General features: G+C 46.9%; 19 protein-coding genes. 7 read left to right on the top strand and 12 right to left on the bottom strand.

The features are described from left to right. Positions 1-6 precede the first annotated feature (6 nt). Positions 7-2,208 (bottom strand): anaerobic ribonucleoside-triphosphate reductase, encoded by a 2,202-nt coding sequence (gene nrdD / locus L1S32_RS01510; protein WP_278155617.1) that lies wholly within the window; start codon positions 2,206-2,208, stop codon positions 7-9. Between the two features lies 1 nt (position 2,209). Further along, positions 2,210-2,479 (bottom strand): glutaredoxin domain-containing protein, encoded by a 270-nt coding sequence (locus tag L1S32_RS01515; protein WP_278155618.1) that lies wholly within the window; start codon positions 2,477-2,479, stop codon positions 2,210-2,212. A gap of 102 nt (positions 2,480-2,581) precedes the next feature. Between L1S32_RS01515 and thpR the strand changes: the two genes are divergently transcribed. From thpR to L1S32_RS01550, 7 genes are all read left to right on the top strand, one after another. Then, the gene (thpR, locus tag L1S32_RS01520) at positions 2,582-3,145 is read left to right on the top strand and encodes an RNA 2',3'-cyclic phosphodiesterase (RefSeq protein ID WP_278155619.1); all 564 of its coding nucleotides are present in this window, start codon (positions 2,582-2,584) and stop codon (positions 3,143-3,145) included. Beyond that, positions 3,142-4,515 (top strand): CCA tRNA nucleotidyltransferase, encoded by a 1,374-nt coding sequence (gene cca / locus L1S32_RS01525; protein WP_278155620.1) that lies wholly within the window; start codon positions 3,142-3,144, stop codon positions 4,513-4,515. The genes thpR and cca overlap by 4 nt, the downstream gene beginning before the upstream one ends. 148 nt (positions 4,516-4,663) lie before the next feature. After that, positions 4,664-5,671: a phosphate uptake regulator PhoU gene (locus L1S32_RS01530; RefSeq protein WP_278155621.1), complete on the top strand. Its 1,008-nt coding sequence runs from the start codon at positions 4,664-4,666 to the stop codon at positions 5,669-5,671. A 156-nt stretch (positions 5,672-5,827) separates the two neighbouring features. Continuing rightward, entirely contained in the window at positions 5,828-7,162 is a 1,335-nt protein-coding gene (glnA, locus tag L1S32_RS01535) for a type I glutamate--ammonia ligase (RefSeq protein ID WP_278155622.1), read from the top strand. A gap of 113 nt (positions 7,163-7,275) precedes the next feature. Further along, entirely contained in the window at positions 7,276-8,472 is a 1,197-nt protein-coding gene (locus L1S32_RS01540; protein WP_278155623.1) for an ammonium transporter, read from the top strand. A 14-nt stretch (positions 8,473-8,486) separates the two neighbouring features. Next, complete coding sequence (locus tag L1S32_RS01545; RefSeq protein ID WP_278155624.1) at positions 8,487-8,807, top strand: P-II family nitrogen regulator; 321 nt, start codon at positions 8,487-8,489, stop codon at positions 8,805-8,807. Positions 8,808-8,930: 123 nt separating this feature from the next. Continuing rightward, positions 8,931-9,890: an NrpR regulatory domain-containing protein gene (locus L1S32_RS01550; protein WP_278155625.1), complete on the top strand. Its 960-nt coding sequence runs from the start codon at positions 8,931-8,933 to the stop codon at positions 9,888-9,890. A gap of 4 nt (positions 9,891-9,894) precedes the next feature. Here L1S32_RS01550 and L1S32_RS01555 read toward each other — a convergent pair whose 3' ends face one another. From L1S32_RS01555 to L1S32_RS01600, 10 genes are all read right to left on the bottom strand, one after another. Continuing rightward, positions 9,895-10,641 (bottom strand): DUF128 domain-containing protein, encoded by a 747-nt coding sequence (locus L1S32_RS01555; RefSeq protein ID WP_278155626.1) that lies wholly within the window; start codon positions 10,639-10,641, stop codon positions 9,895-9,897. Between the two features lie 108 nt (positions 10,642-10,749). Then, the gene (locus tag L1S32_RS01560) at positions 10,750-11,787 is read right to left on the bottom strand and encodes a Coenzyme F420 hydrogenase/dehydrogenase, beta subunit C-terminal domain (RefSeq protein WP_278155627.1); all 1,038 of its coding nucleotides are present in this window, start codon (positions 11,785-11,787) and stop codon (positions 10,750-10,752) included. Between the two features lie 6 nt (positions 11,788-11,793). After that, positions 11,794-12,543: a hypothetical protein gene (locus L1S32_RS01565; RefSeq protein ID WP_278155628.1), complete on the bottom strand. Its 750-nt coding sequence runs from the start codon at positions 12,541-12,543 to the stop codon at positions 11,794-11,796. Next, positions 12,540-14,060, bottom strand: a complete 1,521-nt coding sequence (locus L1S32_RS01570) for a glutamate synthase-related protein (protein WP_278155629.1) — start codon at positions 14,058-14,060, stop codon at positions 12,540-12,542. The genes L1S32_RS01565 and L1S32_RS01570 overlap by 4 nt, the downstream gene beginning before the upstream one ends. Then, positions 14,060-15,106, bottom strand: a complete 1,047-nt coding sequence (locus tag L1S32_RS01575) for a glutamine amidotransferase family protein (protein WP_278155630.1) — start codon at positions 15,104-15,106, stop codon at positions 14,060-14,062. Before L1S32_RS01575 ends, L1S32_RS01570 begins: the two co-directional genes overlap by 1 nt. 447 nt (positions 15,107-15,553) lie before the next feature. Next, on the bottom strand, positions 15,554-17,347 hold the full coding sequence (locus L1S32_RS01580; RefSeq protein WP_278155631.1) for a YgiQ family radical SAM protein: 1,794 nt from the start codon (positions 17,345-17,347) through the stop codon (positions 15,554-15,556). A 253-nt stretch (positions 17,348-17,600) separates the two neighbouring features. Further along, entirely contained in the window at positions 17,601-18,848 is a 1,248-nt protein-coding gene (locus L1S32_RS01585) for a Glu/Leu/Phe/Val dehydrogenase (protein ID WP_278155632.1), read from the bottom strand. A gap of 217 nt (positions 18,849-19,065) precedes the next feature. Next, a complete protein-coding gene (locus L1S32_RS01590) occupies positions 19,066-20,826 on the bottom strand; it encodes a thiamine pyrophosphate-dependent enzyme (RefSeq protein ID WP_278155633.1) in 1,761 nt (586 codons plus the stop codon). A gap of 88 nt (positions 20,827-20,914) precedes the next feature. Beyond that, positions 20,915-21,223 carry a hypothetical protein gene (locus L1S32_RS01595; protein WP_278155634.1) on the bottom strand — a complete coding sequence of 103 codons (309 nt, stop codon included), beginning with the start codon at positions 21,221-21,223 and terminating at the stop codon, positions 20,915-20,917. Between the two features lie 92 nt (positions 21,224-21,315). Beyond that, the gene (locus L1S32_RS01600) at positions 21,316-22,212 is read right to left on the bottom strand and encodes an Mrp/NBP35 family ATP-binding protein (protein ID WP_278155635.1); all 897 of its coding nucleotides are present in this window, start codon (positions 22,210-22,212) and stop codon (positions 21,316-21,318) included. Positions 22,213-22,226 lie beyond the last annotated feature (14 nt).

The following is a 22,226-nucleotide window of genomic DNA, read 5'->3' on the forward strand; positions in this document are numbered from 1 at the left end:
AAATAGTTAAACTTCTACCCGTCTGTCAGCAACAGACAGGCATGACTCCGGATTCTTTTCAGACCGGTATTCTTTAAACTGTTTGAGAGATACGGTGAGATCGCGGGTGAAGGCAAAGTAACCAATCTGCGTATTCCTGCAGAGATTCATCGCCATATCCATCAGACCGCGCGGGTCAGGCCTTGCTTCACCCAGCCATATATGAAAAATATTGCCCCCGTCAACAATGGGGAAGAATACATGTTCTATCTCAATCCGTTTCGTCAAAGGAACATCCGCACCCGGTGTAACATGAGTTCCGTTCGTATAGTATACAGGGAGATCAAATTTTTGTCCCAGTTCCGGAATTGCCGTATCCAGATCACCTTTGATCACCTTTTCAGCATGCGGCCGGAAGTTCTTGTCTATCAGATCTGCGATGGCAAATCTCTGTCCGGTTGTCTCAGCCGGTGTCCTGGCCAGAGCAATTGTCATTCCTGTTTTCATGGAAATTTCATGGGAATACAGCTCCATCTCTGTCAGTGCCCGGATTGCAAAATTGAATGCTTCGCGGCTTTCGTGCAACTGGTACCCGGTGTGGTGCTGGACCATCTCATTAATGCCAACGATGCCAATGGTATATACCAGACCCTCAAAATCAACCGCAATTGGGCCGCGTTCTTCCATTTCGGGATCGTTTGGGTCTTTTGGCCGCTGCATGGCAAATGGCATCCGTCCGGTTGACCGGATGTGGTTCATCCAGCGTCGTTTAATCCGGAAGATTTCAACTGAGACATCCATTAATTTTTTGAGTTCTGCAAAGAGCCGTTCATCGTCCCCCTCTGCTTTATATGCTGCACGGGGGCAATTTACAGACAATACCTGCCATGAACCCATGGAAAAATGCTTTCCGTCTTTGAACAGCATTTTATCATAAAAATCATCATCTTCGTTTGCAAGAGAGGAGAATTGATACGCACAGCACTGGTAACAGGAAATTCCTTCTCCGGCACCACGGTACGCCGGAATCTGATTGTCATAATATGGGGTGCCATATTTTGATGCAAGTTCGAATGTCATCAGGTAGAGGTCATTGTATGACGGGACATCCGGATTTGTTTTATTAAATTCCTCATCCTCTGTCAGGAAATCCGGTTCGATGCTGATTTCAGGTTTTGGGAAGTTAAATGGTTTGCCCCAGTAGTCGCCTTCCAGCATTACTTCCATGAGAGCCTTGAAGAGAAGTCGTACTTCCCGCTCAAACTCGCCATATTTTCGTTCAGGGGCCTGTATTCCATTCCATATCTTTCCTTTGTAGACGCATGGTTTCTCTTTCCAGAGTGCTGGTACTCCGGGTGAGAGCTGAACAGATGAGAATACAACCTGCCCCCCGCGGGCTACCATCATCTGTGTCATTTCGTATACAAACATCTGCATGAGCTGCTTGATTTCGATATACGGCAATCCTTCAAAATACGGGGCCAGAAATGTCAGAAAATTATAGTATCCCTGTCCACCTGCAAAATTCGTCTGAGCGCTGCCAAGTGCCTTAACCGCATGGAGTACAGCAACTTCAGCGCGTTTTGCAGGACCGGCGACAGATGCCTTTGTTCCGCTCCCATCCGGCATCAGGCCGTAATACAGGAAATACCGCAGATCCCAGTCCTGGCAGAACGGGCGTGTCCCGAAATATTCAAGGTCATGGATGTGGAGATCGCCTGCCAGGTGGTAATCAGCCAGTTCAGGAGGCAACTGAAGCAGATATTGTTCTTTACTAATTTTATCCGCTTTCTTCTTGTGCGATGTTTCTGCATTCTCCTGGAGGTTTGCATTATCATGCGCCTCAAATCCTCTGCCAACATCAATTAAATGTGCATCAAAGACCGGAGTACCAACGCGTGTACATACATTCCTGTAACTGACCAAATCCCGCTCAAGAAGAGTAATGTTCAGAATTTCTCTGACTAACGGGCCTGAAAGGGATTTTAGTTTGAGCTTTTTAATTTTGTTTTCAACATCAAGTGCAAGCTCACGCGCAAGGTGTTCGTCTGCACCATCGCCCCCATAAAATGTTTCGACAAGTTGTGTTTCTTTGAGAATCTGTGTTACGATCTTTTCCCTGTCCCATTCTACAATATGGCCCCTCGATGTTCTGACTTTGGGAAGAGTTGGTACAAAGAAGCCATCAAGGGTCTGCTGAGTCTCTGCATGACGGGGATTTTTTGGCATATCAATCTCCCCGAAGCACTAAATCAACGACTTCCCCGCGAACCCCTTCAGCACCAAAGAGGTCTTTTGATGTCAAAAACGTTGTTCCGATCTGGAGAACCGGTGCTTCACGGACGAATACATTATTAATTCTGAGTTCTGTCAATGCCTCTGCTTCCATCATATTGCGGATGGTATACGGCATACCTGCCTCATTCAGGTATTCCTTGAGAAGTTCGCAGTTCGGGCAGTTTTCAAGCGTGTACACATTGATCTTGGCTGCATCTGTCACAGAAAAAAATCCCCCATGGATTCGTATACCAATGTTGTGTCTGATGTAAAAATAATTCTTCTTTCCTTTTCGCGGAATGAGGGGTATGGGTAACCCTATGTGATGAACAGTACAATAGATATGTATATGGTCCGGGCTTTTTTTGCTGTTGAACTCACTGATGATATCAGGAACCAATTCTATGCTGTGCAGGATATTCTCAGGAACAGTGATGCAAAAGTAACCTGTGTTGATCCCGCTCTTGCGCATATTACCATGAAGTTTCTGGGGGAAATTTCTGATGACGTAATGGAGAGCGTACAGGAAATAATGTCTGAATTCACATTTAAACCGACTTTGATTACCGTATCCGGAGTTCAGCTTCATCCTAAAAAGCGTCCCAGGATTGTCTGGGCTGATGTAACGGATGGGGGATGGGGTGAGGCAACGGTTGCTGAAATGGATCGTCTGCTTGCTCCTCTGGGCATTGTATCTGAAGACAGAAAATTCACCCCTCATGTAACACTAGGGCGTATCAAACACTATGATCGTTCACTGCGCGCTGCTGTAGAGGAGATATCAGGGTATACATTTGGGCAGATGACTGTCGATACCATTACTCTTAAAAAAAGTACACTCACACCGGGTGGGCCGATATATGAAGATATTATGGAGGTGAAGGCATGAACCTGAGGAATGAAACCGAGGAGGCAGTACTGTCATGTGTTCGTCCCAAAAAAGAGGAGATAGACAATATATGTACGGTTGCGGAGATGCTGGTAAAAGCAGTAAATGAAAGCGGAACGGCAAAGGGGATGGTTGTTGGCTCTGTCGCACGAAATACCTGGATTAGCGGTGACCGTGATATTGATGTTTTCATGCTCTATCCTCCTGAAATGCCCCGGGAGGCGCTCGAAGAAGAGGGTATTATTCTGGGCAGATCGATTGCATCACGCTTTGGCGGCCATTTTGTTGAAAAATATGCTGAACACCCGTACGTTAATACTACTATATCCGGGTTTGATATTGATCTTGTGCCCTGCTATGCGGTGACAGATTCAGCACGGATTCAAAGCGCTGTTGACAGGACGCCATTTCACACACGGTATATACAATCCCATATCGGTGGTCTTGAGGATGATGTCCTCCTGATGAAACAGTTCTCAAAGGCGGGCGGAGTATATGGCTCTGATCTGATGACGGAAGGGTTTGCAGGATATTTATGTGAACTTCTCGTCCTTAGGTATGGAGGATTTCGTTCACTTATCAAAGCCGGCCGCTCCTGGCATACCGGACAGATCATTGACATCATCGCGCATCAGGGAAAACAATTTGATGACCCTCTTGTCGTTATTGATCCCGTTGATCCAAACCGGAATGTGGCTGCATCTGTTTCCCGGGCGAAGATGGGGGAGTTTATTGAACTATGCCGGGGCTATGATGATTCACCGGGAATGGAATATTTTTTCCCCCCGGCCAAAAAGGGGATGACCCAGAAAGAATTTGAACAGGAATTGTCAAAGCGGGGGTCCGGGCTGTATTGCATCCGTTTTTCGACTCCACACCAGATTCCGGATATTGTCGTCCCTCAGTTAAGGAGGAGTGTGGCAGGTGTTGTATCCCTCCTTGATCGGAATGGATTCGTTGTAAACAGATCTGGTGCAGCAATGGGCGATGAACATTGTTATCTTCTCTTTGAAGTGCTTGTTGACCGGCTCCCTGCACTCTACACACATACGGGGCCGCCGGTAGAGAATGCGATGAATGCAGCAAAGTTCAGAGACAAATATCTCTGTCAGGATGTCTTTTCAGGTCCGTATATCGATGATGATGGCCGATACGCCGTTGAAATTATGAGGAAATGGCTGACTGCATATGATCTCCTCACTTCAGATGAAGTATTCTCAGCCAGACTGGGGAAGCATGTAGTGAAGTCGATGAGAAAAAATTGTGATATCAGGGCAGGTGTTGACTGTTGGGATGAAGAATTTAAGGATTTTCTCAGTACATTTTTTAATAAAAAATCCTCGGTTTGTGCATTAAAAAGCACAAAATAATGGCCTGATTTCACTCACTTTCTCTCATTTTGAGCTTCTAGGTGGGTATATATCAATATATATTGTTATATATGATTATATCTGTCCGATGACAATCTATTATTATGTTCGGACTTCAATGTAGTTTCAAGATGGGTGATGTGAGTCTATGGAAATCCGGAAAGTTCAGGTGACTGGTGGTTCGTCTTTTATTGTTTCCCTGCCTAAGGAGTGGATACGGGCTTCTGACATTCATAAGAATGATCCTGTAGGTCTGATTATTCAGCCTGACGGATCACTTACTGTAACGCCGAAAATATCCGGCAAGGTGTCGGAGCGGATAAAAAAATTTGATCTGGCCCGGTTTGATGGTGCGGATATTCTTTTTCGCTCATTGATTGGTGCCTATGTGGCAGGATATGATGTTATTGAAATAGTCTCTCCGGGGAGGATTCCTTCCTGGGTACATAAATCTGTGAGAAAATTTACGCAAAGAACGGTGGGTCAGGAGGTTTCCGATCAGACGGATAAAAAAATCATCATCCGTGATCTGCTCAATCCCGGTGAAATGCCATTTTCCAGTACGCTCCGTAGGATGGGGGTGATTGTCGCAGGCATGCAGCGGGATGCTGTGTTTGCCCTGAAGACTCGTGATGAGGAGCTTGTTGAGGATATAATCCTCCGCGATCGTGATGTGAACCGCTTGTACTGGCTTGTGGCCCGCCAGTTTAATCTGCTTCTGCGGAACGTGTCATTGTCCCGTGAGATGGGCATTGATATCGGCCTTGCTCTTATCTACCTTCAGATATCGCGTGTCATTGAGCGGGTGGGTGATCACGTTGTCAAAGTTGCAGAAAGTATCCGGAGCCTGATGTATACTTCAATTGAGAAGAAAGTGATTGATGTCATCGAGGTGAAGAGCAGGGAATCTCTGGATATTTTTGAGGCGAGTCTGGAATCACTCTTTGAAAAAGATATTCTGAAGGCAAATGAATTAATTTCAGATGTGCGGGTTTTTGTGGGGAAGTGCAATGATGTTTCCAGCTGGCTTTTTGACCTGGGTGCGCCGGGTGTTGTCTCGATTGGCTACTGTGTGGAGAACTTCCGCAGGGTTGGTGAATATGCAGGGGTGATTTCAGAGAATACTATTAACTATCTTGTCACTGAAAACTCCTGATATTTTTTTTGAATTCTGACTTCTATGATTTTTATTTTTTCCTTTGAATGTTGTGGTCAGTGTCCTCAAAATTCTATATATTGATATATAGAATATGGTCCATGTCTTGTAGTGCCTGTGATATCTATAAATACATCTTTGAAGCTATGATTATCCATGACACTGTCAACTGATGTGACAAAAGCATTAGAGAGGATTGAGGCAGATAAGGTGAAATTTGTCCGCCTGCAGTTCTCTGACATTCAGGGATTGCCAAAGAATGTTGCCATTCCGGTTTGCCAGGCTGAAAAGGCTCTTACAGACGGGATCTCCTTTGATGGTTCTTCAATCGAAGGGTTCGCACGAATTGAAGAGTCCGACATGGTCCTGAAACCGGATGTTTCCACCTACTCTCTCATACCATGGAGAGGGACTGAATCCCCGGTCGCACGGTTTATCTGTGATGTGTATCTTCCCAATGGAAAACCGTTCGAAGGCGACCCGCGGTACATTCTGAAGAAGACACTCGCTGAAGCAAGGGTGATGGGATACACCTTCAACACAGGTCCTGAACTTGAGTTCTTCCTCTTCCGGCTTGATGAGAAAGGTTACCCCACGACTGTATCTCAGGATGTCGGCGGCTACTTTGACCTGGCTCCGGCAGACCTGGCTGAAGATGTCCGCGCTCAGATTGTTCTTGCACTGACGGAAATGGGTTTTGAGATTGAAGCATCGCACCACGAGGTGGCTGAAAGTCAGCATGAAATTGACTTTAAGTATGGTGACGCTCTGAAAACCGCTGATAATGTCATCACCTTCAAGTATGCAACAAAATCCATTGCACTCAAGAACGGGCTGAATGCAACATTCATGGCAAAGCCAAAATACGGCATCAATGGAAGCGGGATGCACGTCAATGCATCGCTCTTCAAGGACGGGAAGAATGCCTTCTATGATCCTGAAGCCCCGCTTCAGCTTTCAGAAATGTCTCAGCATTTCATTGCCGGTGTCCTTGAGCACGTAAGGGCAATTACCCGTATTGCCAATCCAACGGTTAACTCATACAAGCGTCTGGTGCCGGGGTATGAAGCACCGGTCTATGTGAGCTGGAGTGCGTCGAATCGTACAGCTCTTATTCGTGTTCCTGCCCCGCGTGGAAGCAGTACACGGATGGAATTAAGAAGTCCTGATCCAACCTGTAATCCATATCTGACCTTTGCCGCAATCCTCGCAGCAGGGCTGGATGGAATTAAAAAGCAGCTTGCTCCCCCTGCAGGTGTGAATCAGAATATCTTTGAGATGACCGATGAAGAGCGTAGTAAGGCACATATTGATACCCTTCCTGGCGACCTGATTACTGCGAACAAGTACCTTCTGGAAGATACTCTCATATGTAATGTGCTTGGAGGTCATGTTATCGATGGACTTAACAGTATTGCACAGATGGAGTGGGATTCATTCCGGACTGCAGTTCATCCCTGGGAGGTTGAACACTACCTGGCAAGATACTAAAAGAAATCGAGGGGAGACTTGTCCTCTCCCCTATTAAGAAATTTCCCGTATAGTAGAAGAAACGAGAACTCCAGATCTTATTTTGGAGTCATTGGTTAAAAAAGGTATGATAAATGGCAATTAACAGTGGTGATACCGCCTTTATTATAATCTGCACGGCACTGGTCATGCTTATGACCCCGGCTGTGGGGTTGTTCTATGGCGGAATGGTCAGAAGGAAGAACATTATCTCAATGATTGGGCTTGCCTTTGTGGCATTTGCAGTCGTGAGTATTCAGTGGGTGGTATTTGGGTACAGCCTTGCATTCGGGCCTGATATTGGTGGGTTCATTGGTGGTCTTGACCATTTCATGCTCGCTGGTGTCGGTCTCGATGGGGATGGCATTCCTGACATACTGTTCATGGTCTTCCAGCTGGTATTTGCTGCACTGACTCTGGCAATTATCACATCTGGTGTTGCTGAACGTGTGAAACTCAGTTCGTTCATCGTGTTTGGTCTGTTGTGGACAACGCTTGTCTATGATCCCCTTGCACACTGGGCATGGGGTGGAGGATGGGCTTCACAACTCGGTGCACTTGATTTCGCAGGTGGAACTGTAGTTCACATAAGTTCGGGTTTCGGGGCTCTTGCTCTGTGCCTGGTCCTTGGTGTCCGTAAGGGCTTCGGGAAGTACGGGATGGAGCCATACAATGTTCCGATCACCCTTCTGGGTGCAGCACTGCTGTGGTTCGGCTGGTTTGGATTTAACGCAGGCAGTGAACTTGCAGCAGACGGCATTGCAGCCAACGCATTTGTCGTGACAAACACTGCTGCAGCAGCTGGTGCACTTGCCTGGATGGCTGCATCATGGATACGTGGGAAGCCTGCAACACTCGGCATCGTATCCGGTGCGCTGGCGGGGCTTGTTGCAATTACGCCTGCAGCAGGGTTCGTTGACGTGCCTGCTTCAATCGCCATCGGTGCACTTGCCGGATTAATCTGTTACTCTGCACTCCTGTGGAGACAGAAAAAGGGCATTGATGAATCGCTGGATGCATGGGCGGTCCATGGGGTCGGCGGCCTGTTTGGTGCCCTTGCAACGGGTATCTTTGCAACAGCAGTAATCGGCGGTGTTGACGGTCTGATATATGGTAATGTGAACCAGTTCCTTATCCAGCTGCTGGATGCAGTGGTTGCAATGGTCTATGCCTTTGTTGTGACCTACATCCTTGCAAAGGTTGTTGACAAGGTGATGGGCCTTCGTGTTGATGAGAAGGAAGAATATGTCGGTCTGGATATTTCGCAGCATGGCGAAGCCGTGGACCCATAAGGAGTGTGAAATAAATGAAGAAGGTAGAAGCAATCGTACGACCTGAAAAGGTAGAGGATGTGAAGGCTGCCCTTGATGAAGGGGGATATTTCGCAATGACCATAACAAAGGTTCATGGCAGAGGGGCACAACGCGGGATTTCTCTCCAGTATCGCGGAAAGAAAGTCAATGTTGACCTGATACCGAAGACAAAAATCGAGATGGTCGTTGAAGATGATGAAGTCGAAGAGATAACGAAAATCATCCGGAGGGTGGCAGTAACGGGTGAGGCAGGCGATGGCAAGATATTTGTTATCCCTGTTGATACATCAATCAGTGTCAGGGATAAGGAGTAAAAAATAAAATTACTCTGCCCATCATTTTTTTCAAAACATAGATAAGAAGGAATCTTCCTATAATCATATGGATGAATTGTTCTCATTTCTGCACTGCTGCTATGGTTCCGGGGTGGTTGCAAAGTGACTTTTGAACGTTCTGAGAGAAAATCTGTTGAGATTATGCGTATTCTTTCAGAACAGCACGATCCTCTCGGAGCTAAACGGCTCAGCGAGCTTATGGCTGAACGGGGATTTGCGATGTCTGATCGGGCGGTGCAGTATTATCTTCAGTACCTCGATGAGAAGGGATTCACTCGTAAAGTCGGGAATAAAGGGCGGATTCTGACGACTGAGGGATTTTCCGAGGCTGAGGATGCCCTGGTTGACGATCGGATGGGATATGTGATCTCCCGCCTGGAACAGCTTTCATTCAATGTCTCATTTAATCCGGAAACGTTAACCGGAGATATTGCATACAACCTTACTTTTGTGCCGTATGATGAGATTAGAAAGGTCACGCGGGCATATGATGAGGTGATTGCCTGCGGTTATAATTTTTTCAGAGGCTATTCAATTACGGATAATGATCCGCGCCTTCCTCCGGATACGGTCGGGTTTATCTCTGCCTGCTCCATAACGATGGATGGCGTGCTTCAGAATAACGGGATTGGTGTCGATATTGTGTATGGGGGGAGATTCCGGATTGCTGACAATAAACCCGTTTGTTTTGATGACCTGATCGGTTACCGGGGAACAACCATTGATCCGCTTTCCCTTTTCATTAATGCAGGCATGACTTCTCTCCAGAGTCTTGTGCATACTGGGAGCGGGGTTGCCCTTGCAAATGTCAGGGAAGTGACTGTTCAGGCAAAGGACCGGGTTGATGGAATTATTGATGATATGGCAGAATGTGGGTTTGTCCGTCCCATTGGTATCGGGACGAGTCCGTTTAACCTGCGCCCAAATCCATACCGCCTTTCCATTGTCTTTTTCAGCGGCATGAATCTGGTGGCAAATGCTGTTGAGTGCGGATGCAATATTGCCACTGAAATCGGGGCCGGAATTATACCGTTTTCGAAGATAGCAGAGAATGGGAGATAATCATCTACTCAATCTCATCAATATGGACCAGCTGTGATACAGGGATCAGCCCCTTCATCGCGGTTGTATCGGCCCATTTTCCTGATTCAATAAATGCACCGATGGGATTTGCTCCGCCAATCATGACGATGCCTTGATAATTTGTTGTTATCGGGACACCAAACATGGATCTGTTTGGGCTGCTGACATCCAGGATGCCGGTAAAACCAACTGACTGAAACTGGTCGAGAATCTCAAAGAGGAGTGGTTCTGCCTCCATATGTGATTCCCGGATATTTGCAAGTATGCTGCCTCTTCCCGACTGGATTACTCCCATGATGGCGGTCGATCCCTGATCGATCAACACCTGTGTCGGATCAATCGTTGTCGCATCATATCGTATCAGGGACGTAAATCTGCGGGGTGTGTGATCTCTTATTTCCAGCAGTCCGCCGCCAATGGGATTGATGGGGATGCCGTTTCTCAGCAGTATCGCATCAAGGGTGATGCTGCACATGGTAACGATGCCGCAATGGCCCTTTGGTATGGTCTTCTCTCCAATCTCCTCTCCCTCATCAGCAACGAGCATCCTGTCACTTACACAGATTCCTGCTTTATGTGACTGGTGAATGATATCAACTGCATAATTGCGATCTTCCGCTTTGATAAGGGTGAGATTAAAGATCACTTTGCCGTTTTCTGTTGCCGGATCGTAGGTAACCTGAAGTGCATATTCATCGATGCGATGATTGACAAATTTTAATTGTTCCATGGTAGGTACCCTCTGGCTGATACCGGGTAATTCAAATAATGATATTGTGGTGTAATCATCCAGAAACTTATGCAGTTCTTAATTAGGATTTTTATATATAAAAAGAGGTTATTTGTGGATCCGTTCTGATTTTTTCTGTGAGAGCTTTCCGATGGCATTCAGATCGCATGTATGCTCTGCAATGACCAGTCTGCCGGTTTTCTCTGCATGATGTACAAATCCCTCCCCGGCAGTTGTCCTGACGATGATGGTTGTTTCACCATCGGGGCTTCCGATGGAACCTGCGGATATGTCTGAATCAACTGCTGTGAGGTCACCACATGCATGGCATCCGTTTCGGACACAGTCATCAAGGGCGTGCAGAGGAATTTCTCTGGTAGTATTGTCAGTGCAGGTAAGAATCAGTTTTCCCCGCACGTCAAGCTTTGATATCTGCCATGGCTCAATTGCCATTTCATGAACGATTTTATCCTGGATGAGCATTTCATAATCGAATGTTTCTGTGCAGAATAGCCCGATAATCAGCCGGATTGCTCTTCCGAACGGTCTGAGCAGATCATGATCTGACGTCTTCATGACCCGGGCTGCTGATGCAGCACAGGGGACGCCGACAATAGCAATCTTTTCGATTTTTTGTGTTATAACCGTGGATTTCAGTGCTGCAAGTGTGGGAACCCACCAGGCATATCTGCTGCCTGCGGTAGCGATTAATGCTTCTTTTTTTGTAATAACGACTGATTGTGGTTTCTGCGTCCATGGGTCGGCAGTTACTGTTATTACTGCATCAATAAGCCCCTCTTCGAGGGCGTTTGCAAGAATTGCTGTTACTGCACCGCCGCTCTGTCTTTTTTCGACATCGAATCCGGAGTGGGCAGCAAAAATTCGTGTATATTTGCCAAGACCTGTCTTTTCCATCCGGGATTTCAGCTGCTCTCTTGTTCTTGGGCAGACTGCGTAACATGCGCCACATGGCACATTGTCTGTTACTTCCTTACAGTAGCCGGTCTGGATGGGTGATTTGCTGTTTTTATCATGGGCAAATATAATGGCATCTGCAGGGCACACCGCAACGCATGCACCGCATCCCGAACAGATATCCGTGTCCCAGACTTCTTCTTTAAGATTCTGATAATTTTTCCCTGACATTCACTTTCACTCCCAACAATATTTTCCCGCAAATGGCCGGGCACTCGAAGGCCCGATATGAACATACTCATCGGTGAATAATTCCGGCTCATCAACATTGAATTCCCTGCAGTATTTTTCGATATATGGGCGGATTTTCTCCCGGTCATCTTCTGTAAAGGGTTTTTTCGCTGCACCGATTCCCAGCAGGTGATTGGGGACCTCTCCGCGTATAAAAAGTTCTCCTCCGTGAATCCCGGTTCCCACTCCCCGTTCGTCAACAGGGGTTTTGTCCTTCCCCCGTCCAAGGACGATGAGAATTCCTCCGGCCATGTATTCTCCCAGAAATGCCCGGGTACCACCGCCAACGATGAGTGCCGGACATTTATCCTTGTATTCTTTCATATGGATGCCGCCACGGTATCCTATGCTGTCACGGACATATACCTCTCCGCCCCGCATTGAGTGGGCAACGGCATCTCCTGCAGTTCCATGGATGAATATCTCTCCACTGTCCATGGTGTTTCCGGGGGCATGTTCGGCGTTTGCGTGTACAATGCACGTTGGGCCTGACATGAACATGCCGAGGTCCCCGCCGGGTACGCCATTGATGATGATTGTTACATCTTCACCACGGAGTCCGTTCCCGATAAACCGTTGACCATTAACATTTTCAAGAATGATCTCTGTTACGCCTTCTTTTACTGCTGCACGTATCTCCTGGTTGAGTGGTGTATAGTGCATGCCTTTTGCATCGATAATCCGGGTCTGTTTCATTCAGCACCAGCTCCGACTGTCTTCACATCAAGGACAGAGAGGATGTTTTCATCAAGCATGTATCCCCTGAGGCGGTCACGGTTTCCACGCAGGCTTTCTATGGAATTAATGCCTGCAGCACCCATCAGCTCTGCGATTTCAAGGGTCCATCCGTGTATCAGGTTTGACACATTTTTATACATGATGTCAGGATCAATCCGTGCGGTGAGATCCTCACGCTGTGTTGCAATTCCCCATGGACACATATTGCGGTAACAGCTTCCGCACACCCTGCATCCGAGTGACACCAGTGCAGCGGTGCCGATGTAGACTGAATCCGCACCGAGTGCAATCGCTTTTGTCACATCCGCGCTGTCACGGATGCCTCCTGATGCAATGATTGACACTTCATTGCGAATCCCCTGCTTGTTGAGTTTCTGATCCACTGCGGCAATGGCTGCTTCAATGGGTATTCCGACATGGTCGCGGAATACGCGGGGTGCTGAACCGGTGCCTCCACGGAATCCGTCAATAACAACGGCGTCAGCAGATGAACGTGCAATGCCGGCCGCAATTGCTGCGACATTATGGACTGCCGCAATCTTAACGAAGACGGGTTTTTTCCATTCGGTTGCCTCCTTCAGGCTACGGACAAGCTGGGAAAGATCTTCGATGGAATAGATGTCGTGGTGTGGAGCCGGGCTGATTGCGTCACTGTAGAGGGGAATCATACGTGTTTTCGACACCTTTTCATCGACCTTTTCTCCCGGCAGGTGGCCGCCGATTCCCGGTTTTGCCCCCTGTCCGATTTTAATTTCGATTGCCGCACCACGTTCGAGGTAATCGATGTCCACACCAAAACGGCCGGATGCTATCTGGACAATCATATTGTCTTGGTATGGGTAGAGGGATTTGTGCAGTCCGCCCTCCCCTGTCCCCATAAATGTCCCTTCTTCTGCTGCCCCGCGTGCCATTGAACGCTGGGCGTTGAGTGATATGGCACCATAACTCATGTGCCCTATCATGATGGGAGTTTCACATTTCAGGTTGGGCGCGAGTTGAGTGGCAAGGTCAATGTCGCCTTCAGCTGTTTTCTTAACTGAAATCTGTCGGGGCTTTTTCCCGATGTAGGTCCTGAGCTCCATCGGCTCCCGGAGGGGGTCAATGGATGGATTGGTTACCTGGCAGGCATCGAGCAGGAGCCGGTCAAAGATTGGTGGAACATTGAGGGTATTTCCCATTCCGGTCAGGATGATCTTTCCTGACTGTGCCTGATTGTAGATTGCCTCGCGTGCTTCTCTCGTCCATACCGGGTGTGTGCGGTAATCAACCGGTTTTTCTTCGATATCGATGGCATCACGGGGGCACATTGCCACACAGCGGTGGCACCCGGTACATGCACGTGAAAAGGTCATGATTTTGTTGCCTTCACGGCGGAATGTTCCATAGGGACAGTTTTCAATGCACCGTTCACAGAGCATGCAGAGGTCGTTGTCGATAGTCACTTTATATTTTGGCGGAACGCTTCCAATCGGCATTATTCTATCCTCCCGATCACCGGTTCTCCGGCGCGCGGCATCCAGACCCGGTCCAGGGCTGGTTCCGCAACGCGGATGGCTGCTTCTTCACTTGAGAGATACAGGCGGTCTCCTGCCTCTGCCGCAACGAGCGGGCGAAGTTTGATTCTGTCAGTAATTCCTGCAATCCCTTCTGAATTTGCCACGACGATTGCAAAGGGCCCGTTCATCATGGCAGGGCCATATGCCATCCTCAGGGCTGTATTGAATGTCCGTTCTTTTTCAGGCATTCTGTCAATGTCATCCCAAAACGGTGGTGCAAGTGCTTTGAATGCCAGTTCTGCCGGAAGATTGTGTTGTCTCTGGAGGAGGTCTGTCAGATATGCAACCACTTCTGTGTCGGTATGCATCGTGCATACGTAGCCAAAACTCTCCAGATAGCGTTTGTTTGTCCCGTATGAGGTGATTTCACCATTGTGAACAACCGTCCAGTCGAGCAGATTAAATGGATGCGCACCTCCCCACCATCCGGCAGTGTTTGTTGGATATCTGTTGTGGGAGAGCCAGATGTATCCTTCATAATCCTGGATGCGATAGAAATCGGCCACTTCTTCCGGCCAGCCGGCTGCTTTGAATACGGCAATGTTTTTACCGGTTGAGTAAATGAGTGCCCCGGGGATGGTGGTATTTACCTTTGTCATGAGGTATACCAGAATGTCTTCTTCGGAGACTGATGTGCCAAGGGCCATCACATTTGGTTTAAAAAAATATCTCCATGGGATATGACGTTTCTTCAGGTTGGGTTGTTCAAACGTTGGGATCTCTTCCTGATGTTTTACTGTGCCCAGTTTTTCCAGTTCCTCTTCGACGGCAGTTTTTGGCCCGATGAGATCGTCATAAAATACATGGATGGCATAATAATCTGCAAATTCGGGAAAAGCTCCGTAGACTGCATAGCCTGATCCTTCGCCATTGCCCCTTTCATTCATTATGGAAAGTGATTCTTTGATTGCCGAACCATCCATGGGATTTTTTTTACGATCGATGACGCTTATTATTCCGCACATAATTATCACAAATTGTTAAGAGATCCTTGGGATCTGATTTGAACCTTTTCTCTCACGTGGTTTGATTGGTCAATACTCTATGTTGTTTATCATAAATAATTGCATACCTTTATACAAGGTTGATGGGAAGTTTCCTTCGCATGTGGTGATTTATACCAGTTCCATTGTGCCAGAGGGTAGCAAAATCAGGTTTTTTCTTTTTAGTTTCATGAAATCAGGTGAGATATAAAAAGCATTGGGCAGAAAAAATGGAGCTTCAGGCGAATTTCAATAAATGAATCGGCAATTTGAACTTTTGTATGGTACTCTGACTCTTTATCTCAAAAGATGGACGAGCCGTCGCATTCTTTATACAGATTGTATGTCCTGCCTACCGGCACTCCCCTATAGTATAAAAAAAATTCGAATTATTGATATGTATGCACATGTATATTATATAAAAATATATCAATCGCGGTACTTCTTGAGGTTTCCCGTTTTTTTGTGGGTCATCTTGGTTTTATTTCGGGGATCTTTTTTTGCATCATGTTTGTGGCCATCAGGTTTCTTTGCATTGATGTCACCGTTGATGATTTTGAACTTTCGCTCTTCCAGGATTTTGGTATTTTTTTCCGTGTGTGTGATTTCCCCGGTAACCGGATCATACCCTAAATAGTACATCGCCGTCGAGCGGGTGAGGGGAGTCGGGGTAAATATCTGCACCTGATTTCCGTATAATTTGGTTTTATTCAGAAACCGGATGGTCTCTTCCGTTTCAGTGATTTCTTCTCCGGGATGTCCTGCAATGATGTATGGTGTTACTTTGAGTGGCATATCTTCTTTTAAGGAGATATTTTTGGCCCGTTTCAGAAACTCCATAAATTTTTTTGATGCAGGTTTGCCCATAAGACGGAGCACCTTCTCACTGCCTGATTCAGGTGCAATCTTTATTCTACCGGGGGTGTGGTGCCTGATGCATGCACGGATGAGTTCATCGTCCATAAGTGCCGGGTCAAACCGAAGTCCCGAACTGATAAACACATGTTTAACTCCCCTGACATCTCCTGCATTTTTTAGTACCTCAAGATAATCTTTGGTTCCTGAAATGAGATTTTTGCATGCAGACTCTTCTTTCAGGCAGTCATGGTCGCGGCATCCCCCTATTTTGCAGGATGATGCATACATATTTGCTGACGGCCCTCCGATATCGGTAATCGTCCCGGTAAATCCGGTTTTGGATGCTATTTGCTCTATCTCCTGCATAATTGATTTTTTGCTGCGGGACACAATTTCCGGTCCCTGGTGTGCTGTAATTGAGCAGAATGAACACCGCCCATAGCATCCCCTGTGTGAAGTAACTGAATGTTCTATCATCCGGAATGCCGGTATGTCTCTGTAGCGTGGATGTGGCTCCCGCTTAAACGGAAGGGCATAGACTGCATCAAGCTCTTCCGGCGTCAGCAGGCGGCGTGGGAACTGAACAAGGCTGCGGGTATCATGAGGCTGAACAAGTGTTTTTATGTCTCTATTCTCGTAAAAAAGTGTAAATGCCTCCTGAAATGCTTCTTTCTTCTCCTTCACATCTGCAAATGAGGGGAGTGCAACTGCATCGGGGATACCTTCAGTTGATTTTCTTATGACTGCTGTCCCGAAAATCTCCATAGTATCCGGATTTTGCCCCTCGGATAACGCCCGGATACAGTCAACAAGGGGGTATTCGCCCATTCCGTAGATAAGAATGTCAGCTTTGGAATCGAAGAGTATGCTTCTCCTCACAGAATCCGACCACCAGTCGTAGTGTGCAATTCTTCGCATCGATGCTTCAATGCCGCCGATAATGATTGGCACGTCACGACACACACTTCGAATCTGGCTTGTATAGACATTTATCGTTCTGTCGGGTCGAATCCGGTATTTTTTTGCATCTCCTTTCTGCGAGAAATAGGGTTCCCCCTTCTCGCAGTACGCATCATCGTTGCGGGGGATTTTTGATGCGGTGTAATTCATCACCATTGAATCCATCGCTCCGCCGGAGACGGCAAAAGCGATCTTTGGTATCCCTAATTCAAGGAAGGACTGGGGATCTTTCCATTTTGGCTGGGATATAATGCCCACCCGGTATCCCCTGGATTCAAGCATTCTCCCGAGGACTGCCATTGCAAACGAGGGGTGGTCAATGTAGGCATCCGGAGTTACAATTACCACATCGCACTGGTCCCATTTGCGGTTCTTCATCTCTTTTTTGGTTGTTGGAAGGAACATGGATTATTCACGTTTTAATTTATTCTTGAGTTCATGTCAAAACCGGCTGCTCACTCGGGGACTGTTCTGCAGTGAAGTGAGCTTTTCAGGGAGGGAGTATGCATTTGCGTATAAAAATTACTGAATACTAATTTGTTGCCTGAATAAAAGAATGTCTGGTACACTGCATATATTGCCGTTTTAAATTTTGGTGATTACTGATTTTTTTCCTTCATATATGAGGTGGCATGGCATTTTAGTGGTTCTGATGGATTTATACCCAGCCACGCAGTTTCATCGCGTCAACAACACGGGATACGGCGACAACATACGCTCCCATACGCATATTTACCCCGTATTTTTTTGATGTATACAGCACTTCATGGTATGCTGTGGTCATTTTTTTGTCAAGACGCTGATACACCTCCTCCGCAGTCCAGTAGAACATGTACCTATTCTGGACCATTTCAAAGTATGATGCTGTTACTCCTCCTGCATTGCAGAGGATGTCGGGAATTACGTGAACTCCATTTTTTAAGAGAATTTCATCAGCTTCCGGCGTGGTCGGGCCATTTGCAAGTTCTGCGAGTACCTTTGCTTGTATATTACCTGCGTTCTCTTTTGTGATTACATTATTGAGGGCCGCTGCAATAATGATGTCAACATCAAGTTCAAGAATTTCGCTGTTTGTTATTGTTTTGGTATTTGGAGCGTTTATAACGGATTTGGTCTTTGCCTTGTGTTCTATAACCTGTTCAACATTCAGGCCATCAGGGTTGTAGATGCCGCCTTTTGAGTCACTGACAGCCACAATCTCTGCACCAAATAACTCCTGTGACAGTCGTGCAGCAGGGGCACCTGCATTTCCAAATCCCTGAACCGCAATGGTGGTTTTTGAGAGATCAATATCCAGTTCCTTAGATGCCTCACGAATGGTATACATGCCGCCCATGGCCGTTGCAACACTCCGTCCGGCTGAACCACCGACTAAAACGGGCTTCCCTGTTACCACGCCAAACTGGTTTTTCCCGGATATCTTTGAGTATTCATCCATCATCCAGGCCATGATCTCCGGAGTTGTATACACATCCGGAGCGAGAATATCAACTTCAGGGCCGATGAATTTCCAGATACGGTCGATATATGCGCGGCTCAGGCGTTCCAGTTCGTGTTCTGAGAGTTCTTTTGGATTACAGATGATGCCGCCCTTACCACCTCCAAGGGGGAGATTCAGAAGTGCACATTTCCATGTCATCCATGCGGAAAGTGCCTTTATGGTATCGACTGTTTCTTCGGGGTGGAAACGGATGCCCCCTTTTGCAGGACCGAGTACATTGTTGTACAGTATCCTGAACCCGGGGAAAACCCGGGTAGTTCCGTTGTCCATTTTAAGCGGAACAGAGACCTGAACCTGCTGCATCGGTTCTTCAAGGATTCTTACAACATCATCTTCCAGATTAAGAATTTCGGCACATGCATACAGTTGCTCCTGTGCCATTTCAAAAGGGGTGGTTTGTTGCATGTCTGACCTTCTGAAATACTGTGATCAATTTGATGTTTTAAATGATTATGCATTGAAGTGATGCACTGTTTCGTGGGAAACCCTGTGGAGTGACCTGAATCATGAAAAAAGGGACGGAATGCGGAGAATATCCCGTTGTGATCCCGCTGCTGTTGAAAAAGGGGTTTTGCGATGATGATTTTTCTGCCTGCGGCCTGATGGGATGAATTCATTTATTTCATGAACGGTAAAACCTGACCGGATCTGTTTCAATATCAATAATTGTTGGGATGGTGTTTCCAATGGCCTCTGTCAATGCATTTTTGAGTGATGCAGGGTCTTCAACCCGTATTCCTTTTCCCCCGCAGACTGATGCGAATGCAGCGAAATCCGGATTATAGAGATCTGTGCCATAATTCGGATACTGCTCCATCATCTGTTCAACCTGTATCATCCCCAGTTCGTGGTTATTCAGAATAATTATTACCATGGGCAGATTGTATTTGACAGCGGTGACAAAATCGGCCATTGCCATGGAAAATCCCCCATCACCGGTGATGCAGAAGACATCTTTTTCCGGGCAGGCAAGCTTTGCAGCAATGGCTCCCGGAAGGCCGAATCCCATCGCACCCAGATATCCTGACATAACAAACCGCTGTTTTTTCATCCGGAAATTTCTTCCAAACCACCACTGGTTTTCCCCAACGTCAAGAGAGATGACCGCATCTTCAGGGATGACTTCAGAGAGTATTTTCATGATATAGGGAGGGCGGATGGGTTTTTTGGATGCATCTGCTTCAGCATCCCGTAATCTGTTCCATTCTGACTGCATCGCGGTTATTTTTTCCCTGTTTTTTTCTATATTGCGATTTTTTATCAAAGGAAGCAGGGCGTTGATAATCAGGCCGGCATCACCCCAGAGGGGTGTTGATTCGGGAGAAATGCCCAGCTTAAGAGGGTCAATATCAATCTGAAGCATGGGTTTTGTGAGCGGGACGTTGGTATATTTTGAAAATCCTACGCCAAGTGTAATCAGAAGATCAGACTCATTGACCCAGTCCCGTGCCGCTGGCGAGCCCACATTGCCAAGTATTCCCAGATTCCAGGGGTGGCTGTCCGGCAGAACTCCTTTTGCACGGAAGGTGGTAATAACGGGTGCACTCGTTTTCTCTGCGAGTGCTGCAATATGATCCGGATATCTGAATGCCCCCCATCCTGCAATGATCACCGGGTTTTTGGCACCATTGATCATCGTTGCGGCACGGGTGATGGTGTCTGAATCAGGCAATACCAAAGAATCAGTGCACTTCTCTCTCTTGCATTTTTTTATTTCAAGGGGCATCTTCTGGATGTTGTTCGGCACTGACAACTGAGCGACACCATGCCGGATGGTAGCATATTTCAGGGCGCGGGTAAGGAGGAGGACGGTTTTATCCCGGTCGTAGATGGTATTGTTGTAGACGGAAACGGGCCGGAAGAATGCATCCTGATCGATCTCCTGGATGCCGCCCGGTCCTGAATACTGGGCTTCAACCTGTCCATTAATGGAAATGACAGATGCATGATCTTCCTTTGCGTCATAAAGCCCGGTTGCACAGTTGGTGGCACCGGGACCCGCAATGGTGAGGCAGGCGGCAATGTTTCCTGTCAGTTTGTTATATGCAGATGCCGCCATTGCCGCGTTCTCCTCATGACGGACAACAATATACCGGACAGCATTGTTTTTTCTGATAGCTTCCACAAGGCCAAGGGATGATGTGCCCGGTAGACCAAAAACCAGTTTAATTCCCCATGCAGAGAGCTCAGAGATAATGACGTCTGAAACGGTTTTTGTGGCTGATGCATGTATGTCGGTCTCATCAATCTTTTCAAATGCATCTTTTCCTGCACCACATACAGGACATTTCCACTTCACCGGCAGATCGGTGAAGGGAATTTTTGATGATATTTCAGATTCGTTGTAGATGTATCCGCATATTTTGCATTTCCACGATGACATACTCTCCCCCGCTAGTATGCCACCCCATTCTCTGTTATAAAATAAAAAAGATACGTCACTTTAGAAGGCAGAACTATTTTCCTGAAGGTTATTCTGATGAAAATGATTCTGTTTCAAGCATGAGATTTCCAAATATTATTTTCTCAAGGATCTGGGCAACATATTTCATCTTCTGCATTTCGTCACTGTCTACATACCGGTGAATATCCGCATATACCTGAAGGCGCACGAGCGCGAAGCGGAAATGATCAGCGTCAGCCTCTGTGAGTCCAACGGCTTTGAGATATATTGGTTCAATTGACTGAGGTAATACCTCAATGTTTTCAAGACAGGGAATGAGCATTTGATATATGTCAAGTGCCTCTCCATTCCCGGTAATAATCCTGATATATTCCATGGAATACTATTCCAATGTCTACGGTGTTATTGGTTTCTGACGGTAATACTGACAGGTATTATAATGAGTCATGGGAAAAAAGAGAAGTTGTCTTATTTGTTGATTTCTTTGAGAATGTTATCCATTACAGCATCAACTTTTTCCCATGTTGCCTGATGCTGGTCGTCTCCTGCTTTTCTGATGATGAAGGGCCGCCCTTCATCGCCTGCTTTGCGCATTTCAGGATCGATTGGGATTGAACCCAGATATGGAACGTTCAGTTCCTCTGCAGCTTTTTTGCCTCCTCCCTTTCCAAAGAGGTCGATTTCGTCACCGCAGTGGGGGCAGATCATGCCGCTCATATTTTCTATAATTCCAATGACGGGTAAATCAAGCTGTTGAATGAATTTTACCGCCTTTGTTGAGTCCATTACGGCAACGTCCTGAGGGGTCGTGACTACTACCGCCCCGTCAATGTTTGGTGCAAGCTGTGTAATTGCAAGTGCCTCATCACCTGTGCCGGGGGGGAGGTCGACAATGAGATACTCCATATCTCCCCAGTTTACATCTTCAAGGAACTGTTTGATTGCGGTAAATTTCATAGGACCGCGCCAGACGACAGGGCTTGATGTATCCGGGAGCAAAAAGGCCATAGAAACGACACCGAGTGTTCCGGTGAGACGGACCGGTTCGATCGTTTTTCCGTCACGTGATTCGAGGCGTTTGTCTTCAACACCCAACATCTTGGGAATGTTGGGCCCATGAATGTCGAGATCCACAATCCCGGTGTTATAGCCCTTATTCGCGAGTGACATGGCGAGATTTGTTGCAACAGTGCTTTTTCCGACCCCTCCCTTACCGGAGAGAACAAGAATAATGTGTTTTACATTGATCTTTACCCGCTCTATTCCGGTGGTTTTTTTATTTGGGTCATTACACGTTGATCCACTTGCACACGAGGAACATTGTCCGTCGCATGCCTGCTGTGCATTATCTGTATTTTCTGTCATACTATTCTCCTAAC

Source organism: Methanogenium sp. S4BF (assembly GCF_029633965.1).
In the GTDB taxonomy this organism is placed as follows: domain Archaea; phylum Halobacteriota; class Methanomicrobia; order Methanomicrobiales; family Methanomicrobiaceae; genus Methanogenium.

Bases quoted from the DNA above. Each gene is read 5' to 3' on its own strand.
- L1S32_RS01570 (WP_278155629.1), bottom strand. From the start codon at position 14,060: ATGCCGATTGGAAGCGTTCCGCCAAAATATAAAGTGACTATCGACAAC.
- L1S32_RS01600 (WP_278155635.1), bottom strand. From the start codon at position 22,212: ATGACAGAAAATACAGATAATGCACAGCAGGCATGCGACGGACAATGT.
- thpR (WP_278155619.1), top strand. From the start codon at position 2,582: ATGAACAGTACAATAGATATGTATATGGTCCGGGCTTTTTTTGCTGTT.
- nrdD (WP_278155617.1), bottom strand. From the start codon at position 2,208: ATGCCAAAAAATCCCCGTCATGCAGAGACTCAGCAGACCCTTGATGGC.
- L1S32_RS01595 (WP_278155634.1), bottom strand. From the start codon at position 21,223: ATGGAATATATCAGGATTATTACCGGGAATGGAGAGGCACTTGACATA.
- L1S32_RS01530 (WP_278155621.1), top strand. From the start codon at position 4,664: ATGGAAATCCGGAAAGTTCAGGTGACTGGTGGTTCGTCTTTTATTGTT.
- L1S32_RS01585 (WP_278155632.1), bottom strand. From the start codon at position 18,848: ATGCAACAAACCACCCCTTTTGAAATGGCACAGGAGCAACTGTATGCA.
- L1S32_RS01560 (WP_278155627.1), bottom strand. From the start codon at position 11,787: ATGTCAGGGAAAAATTATCAGAATCTTAAAGAAGAAGTCTGGGACACG.
- L1S32_RS01565 (WP_278155628.1), bottom strand. From the start codon at position 12,543: ATGAAACAGACCCGGATTATCGATGCAAAAGGCATGCACTATACACCA.
- L1S32_RS01540 (WP_278155623.1), top strand. From the start codon at position 7,276: ATGGCAATTAACAGTGGTGATACCGCCTTTATTATAATCTGCACGGCA.
- L1S32_RS01590 (WP_278155633.1), bottom strand. From the start codon at position 20,826: ATGTCATCGTGGAAATGCAAAATATGCGGATACATCTACAACGAATCT.
- L1S32_RS01580 (WP_278155631.1), bottom strand. From the start codon at position 17,347: ATGTTCCTTCCAACAACCAAAAAAGAGATGAAGAACCGCAAATGGGAC.
- cca (WP_278155620.1), top strand. From the start codon at position 3,142: ATGAACCTGAGGAATGAAACCGAGGAGGCAGTACTGTCATGTGTTCGT.
- glnA (WP_278155622.1), top strand. From the start codon at position 5,828: ATGACACTGTCAACTGATGTGACAAAAGCATTAGAGAGGATTGAGGCA.
- L1S32_RS01555 (WP_278155626.1), bottom strand. From the start codon at position 10,641: ATGGAACAATTAAAATTTGTCAATCATCGCATCGATGAATATGCACTT.
- L1S32_RS01545 (WP_278155624.1), top strand. From the start codon at position 8,487: ATGAAGAAGGTAGAAGCAATCGTACGACCTGAAAAGGTAGAGGATGTG.
- L1S32_RS01575 (WP_278155630.1), bottom strand. From the start codon at position 15,106: ATGTGCGGAATAATAAGCGTCATCGATCGTAAAAAAAATCCCATGGAT.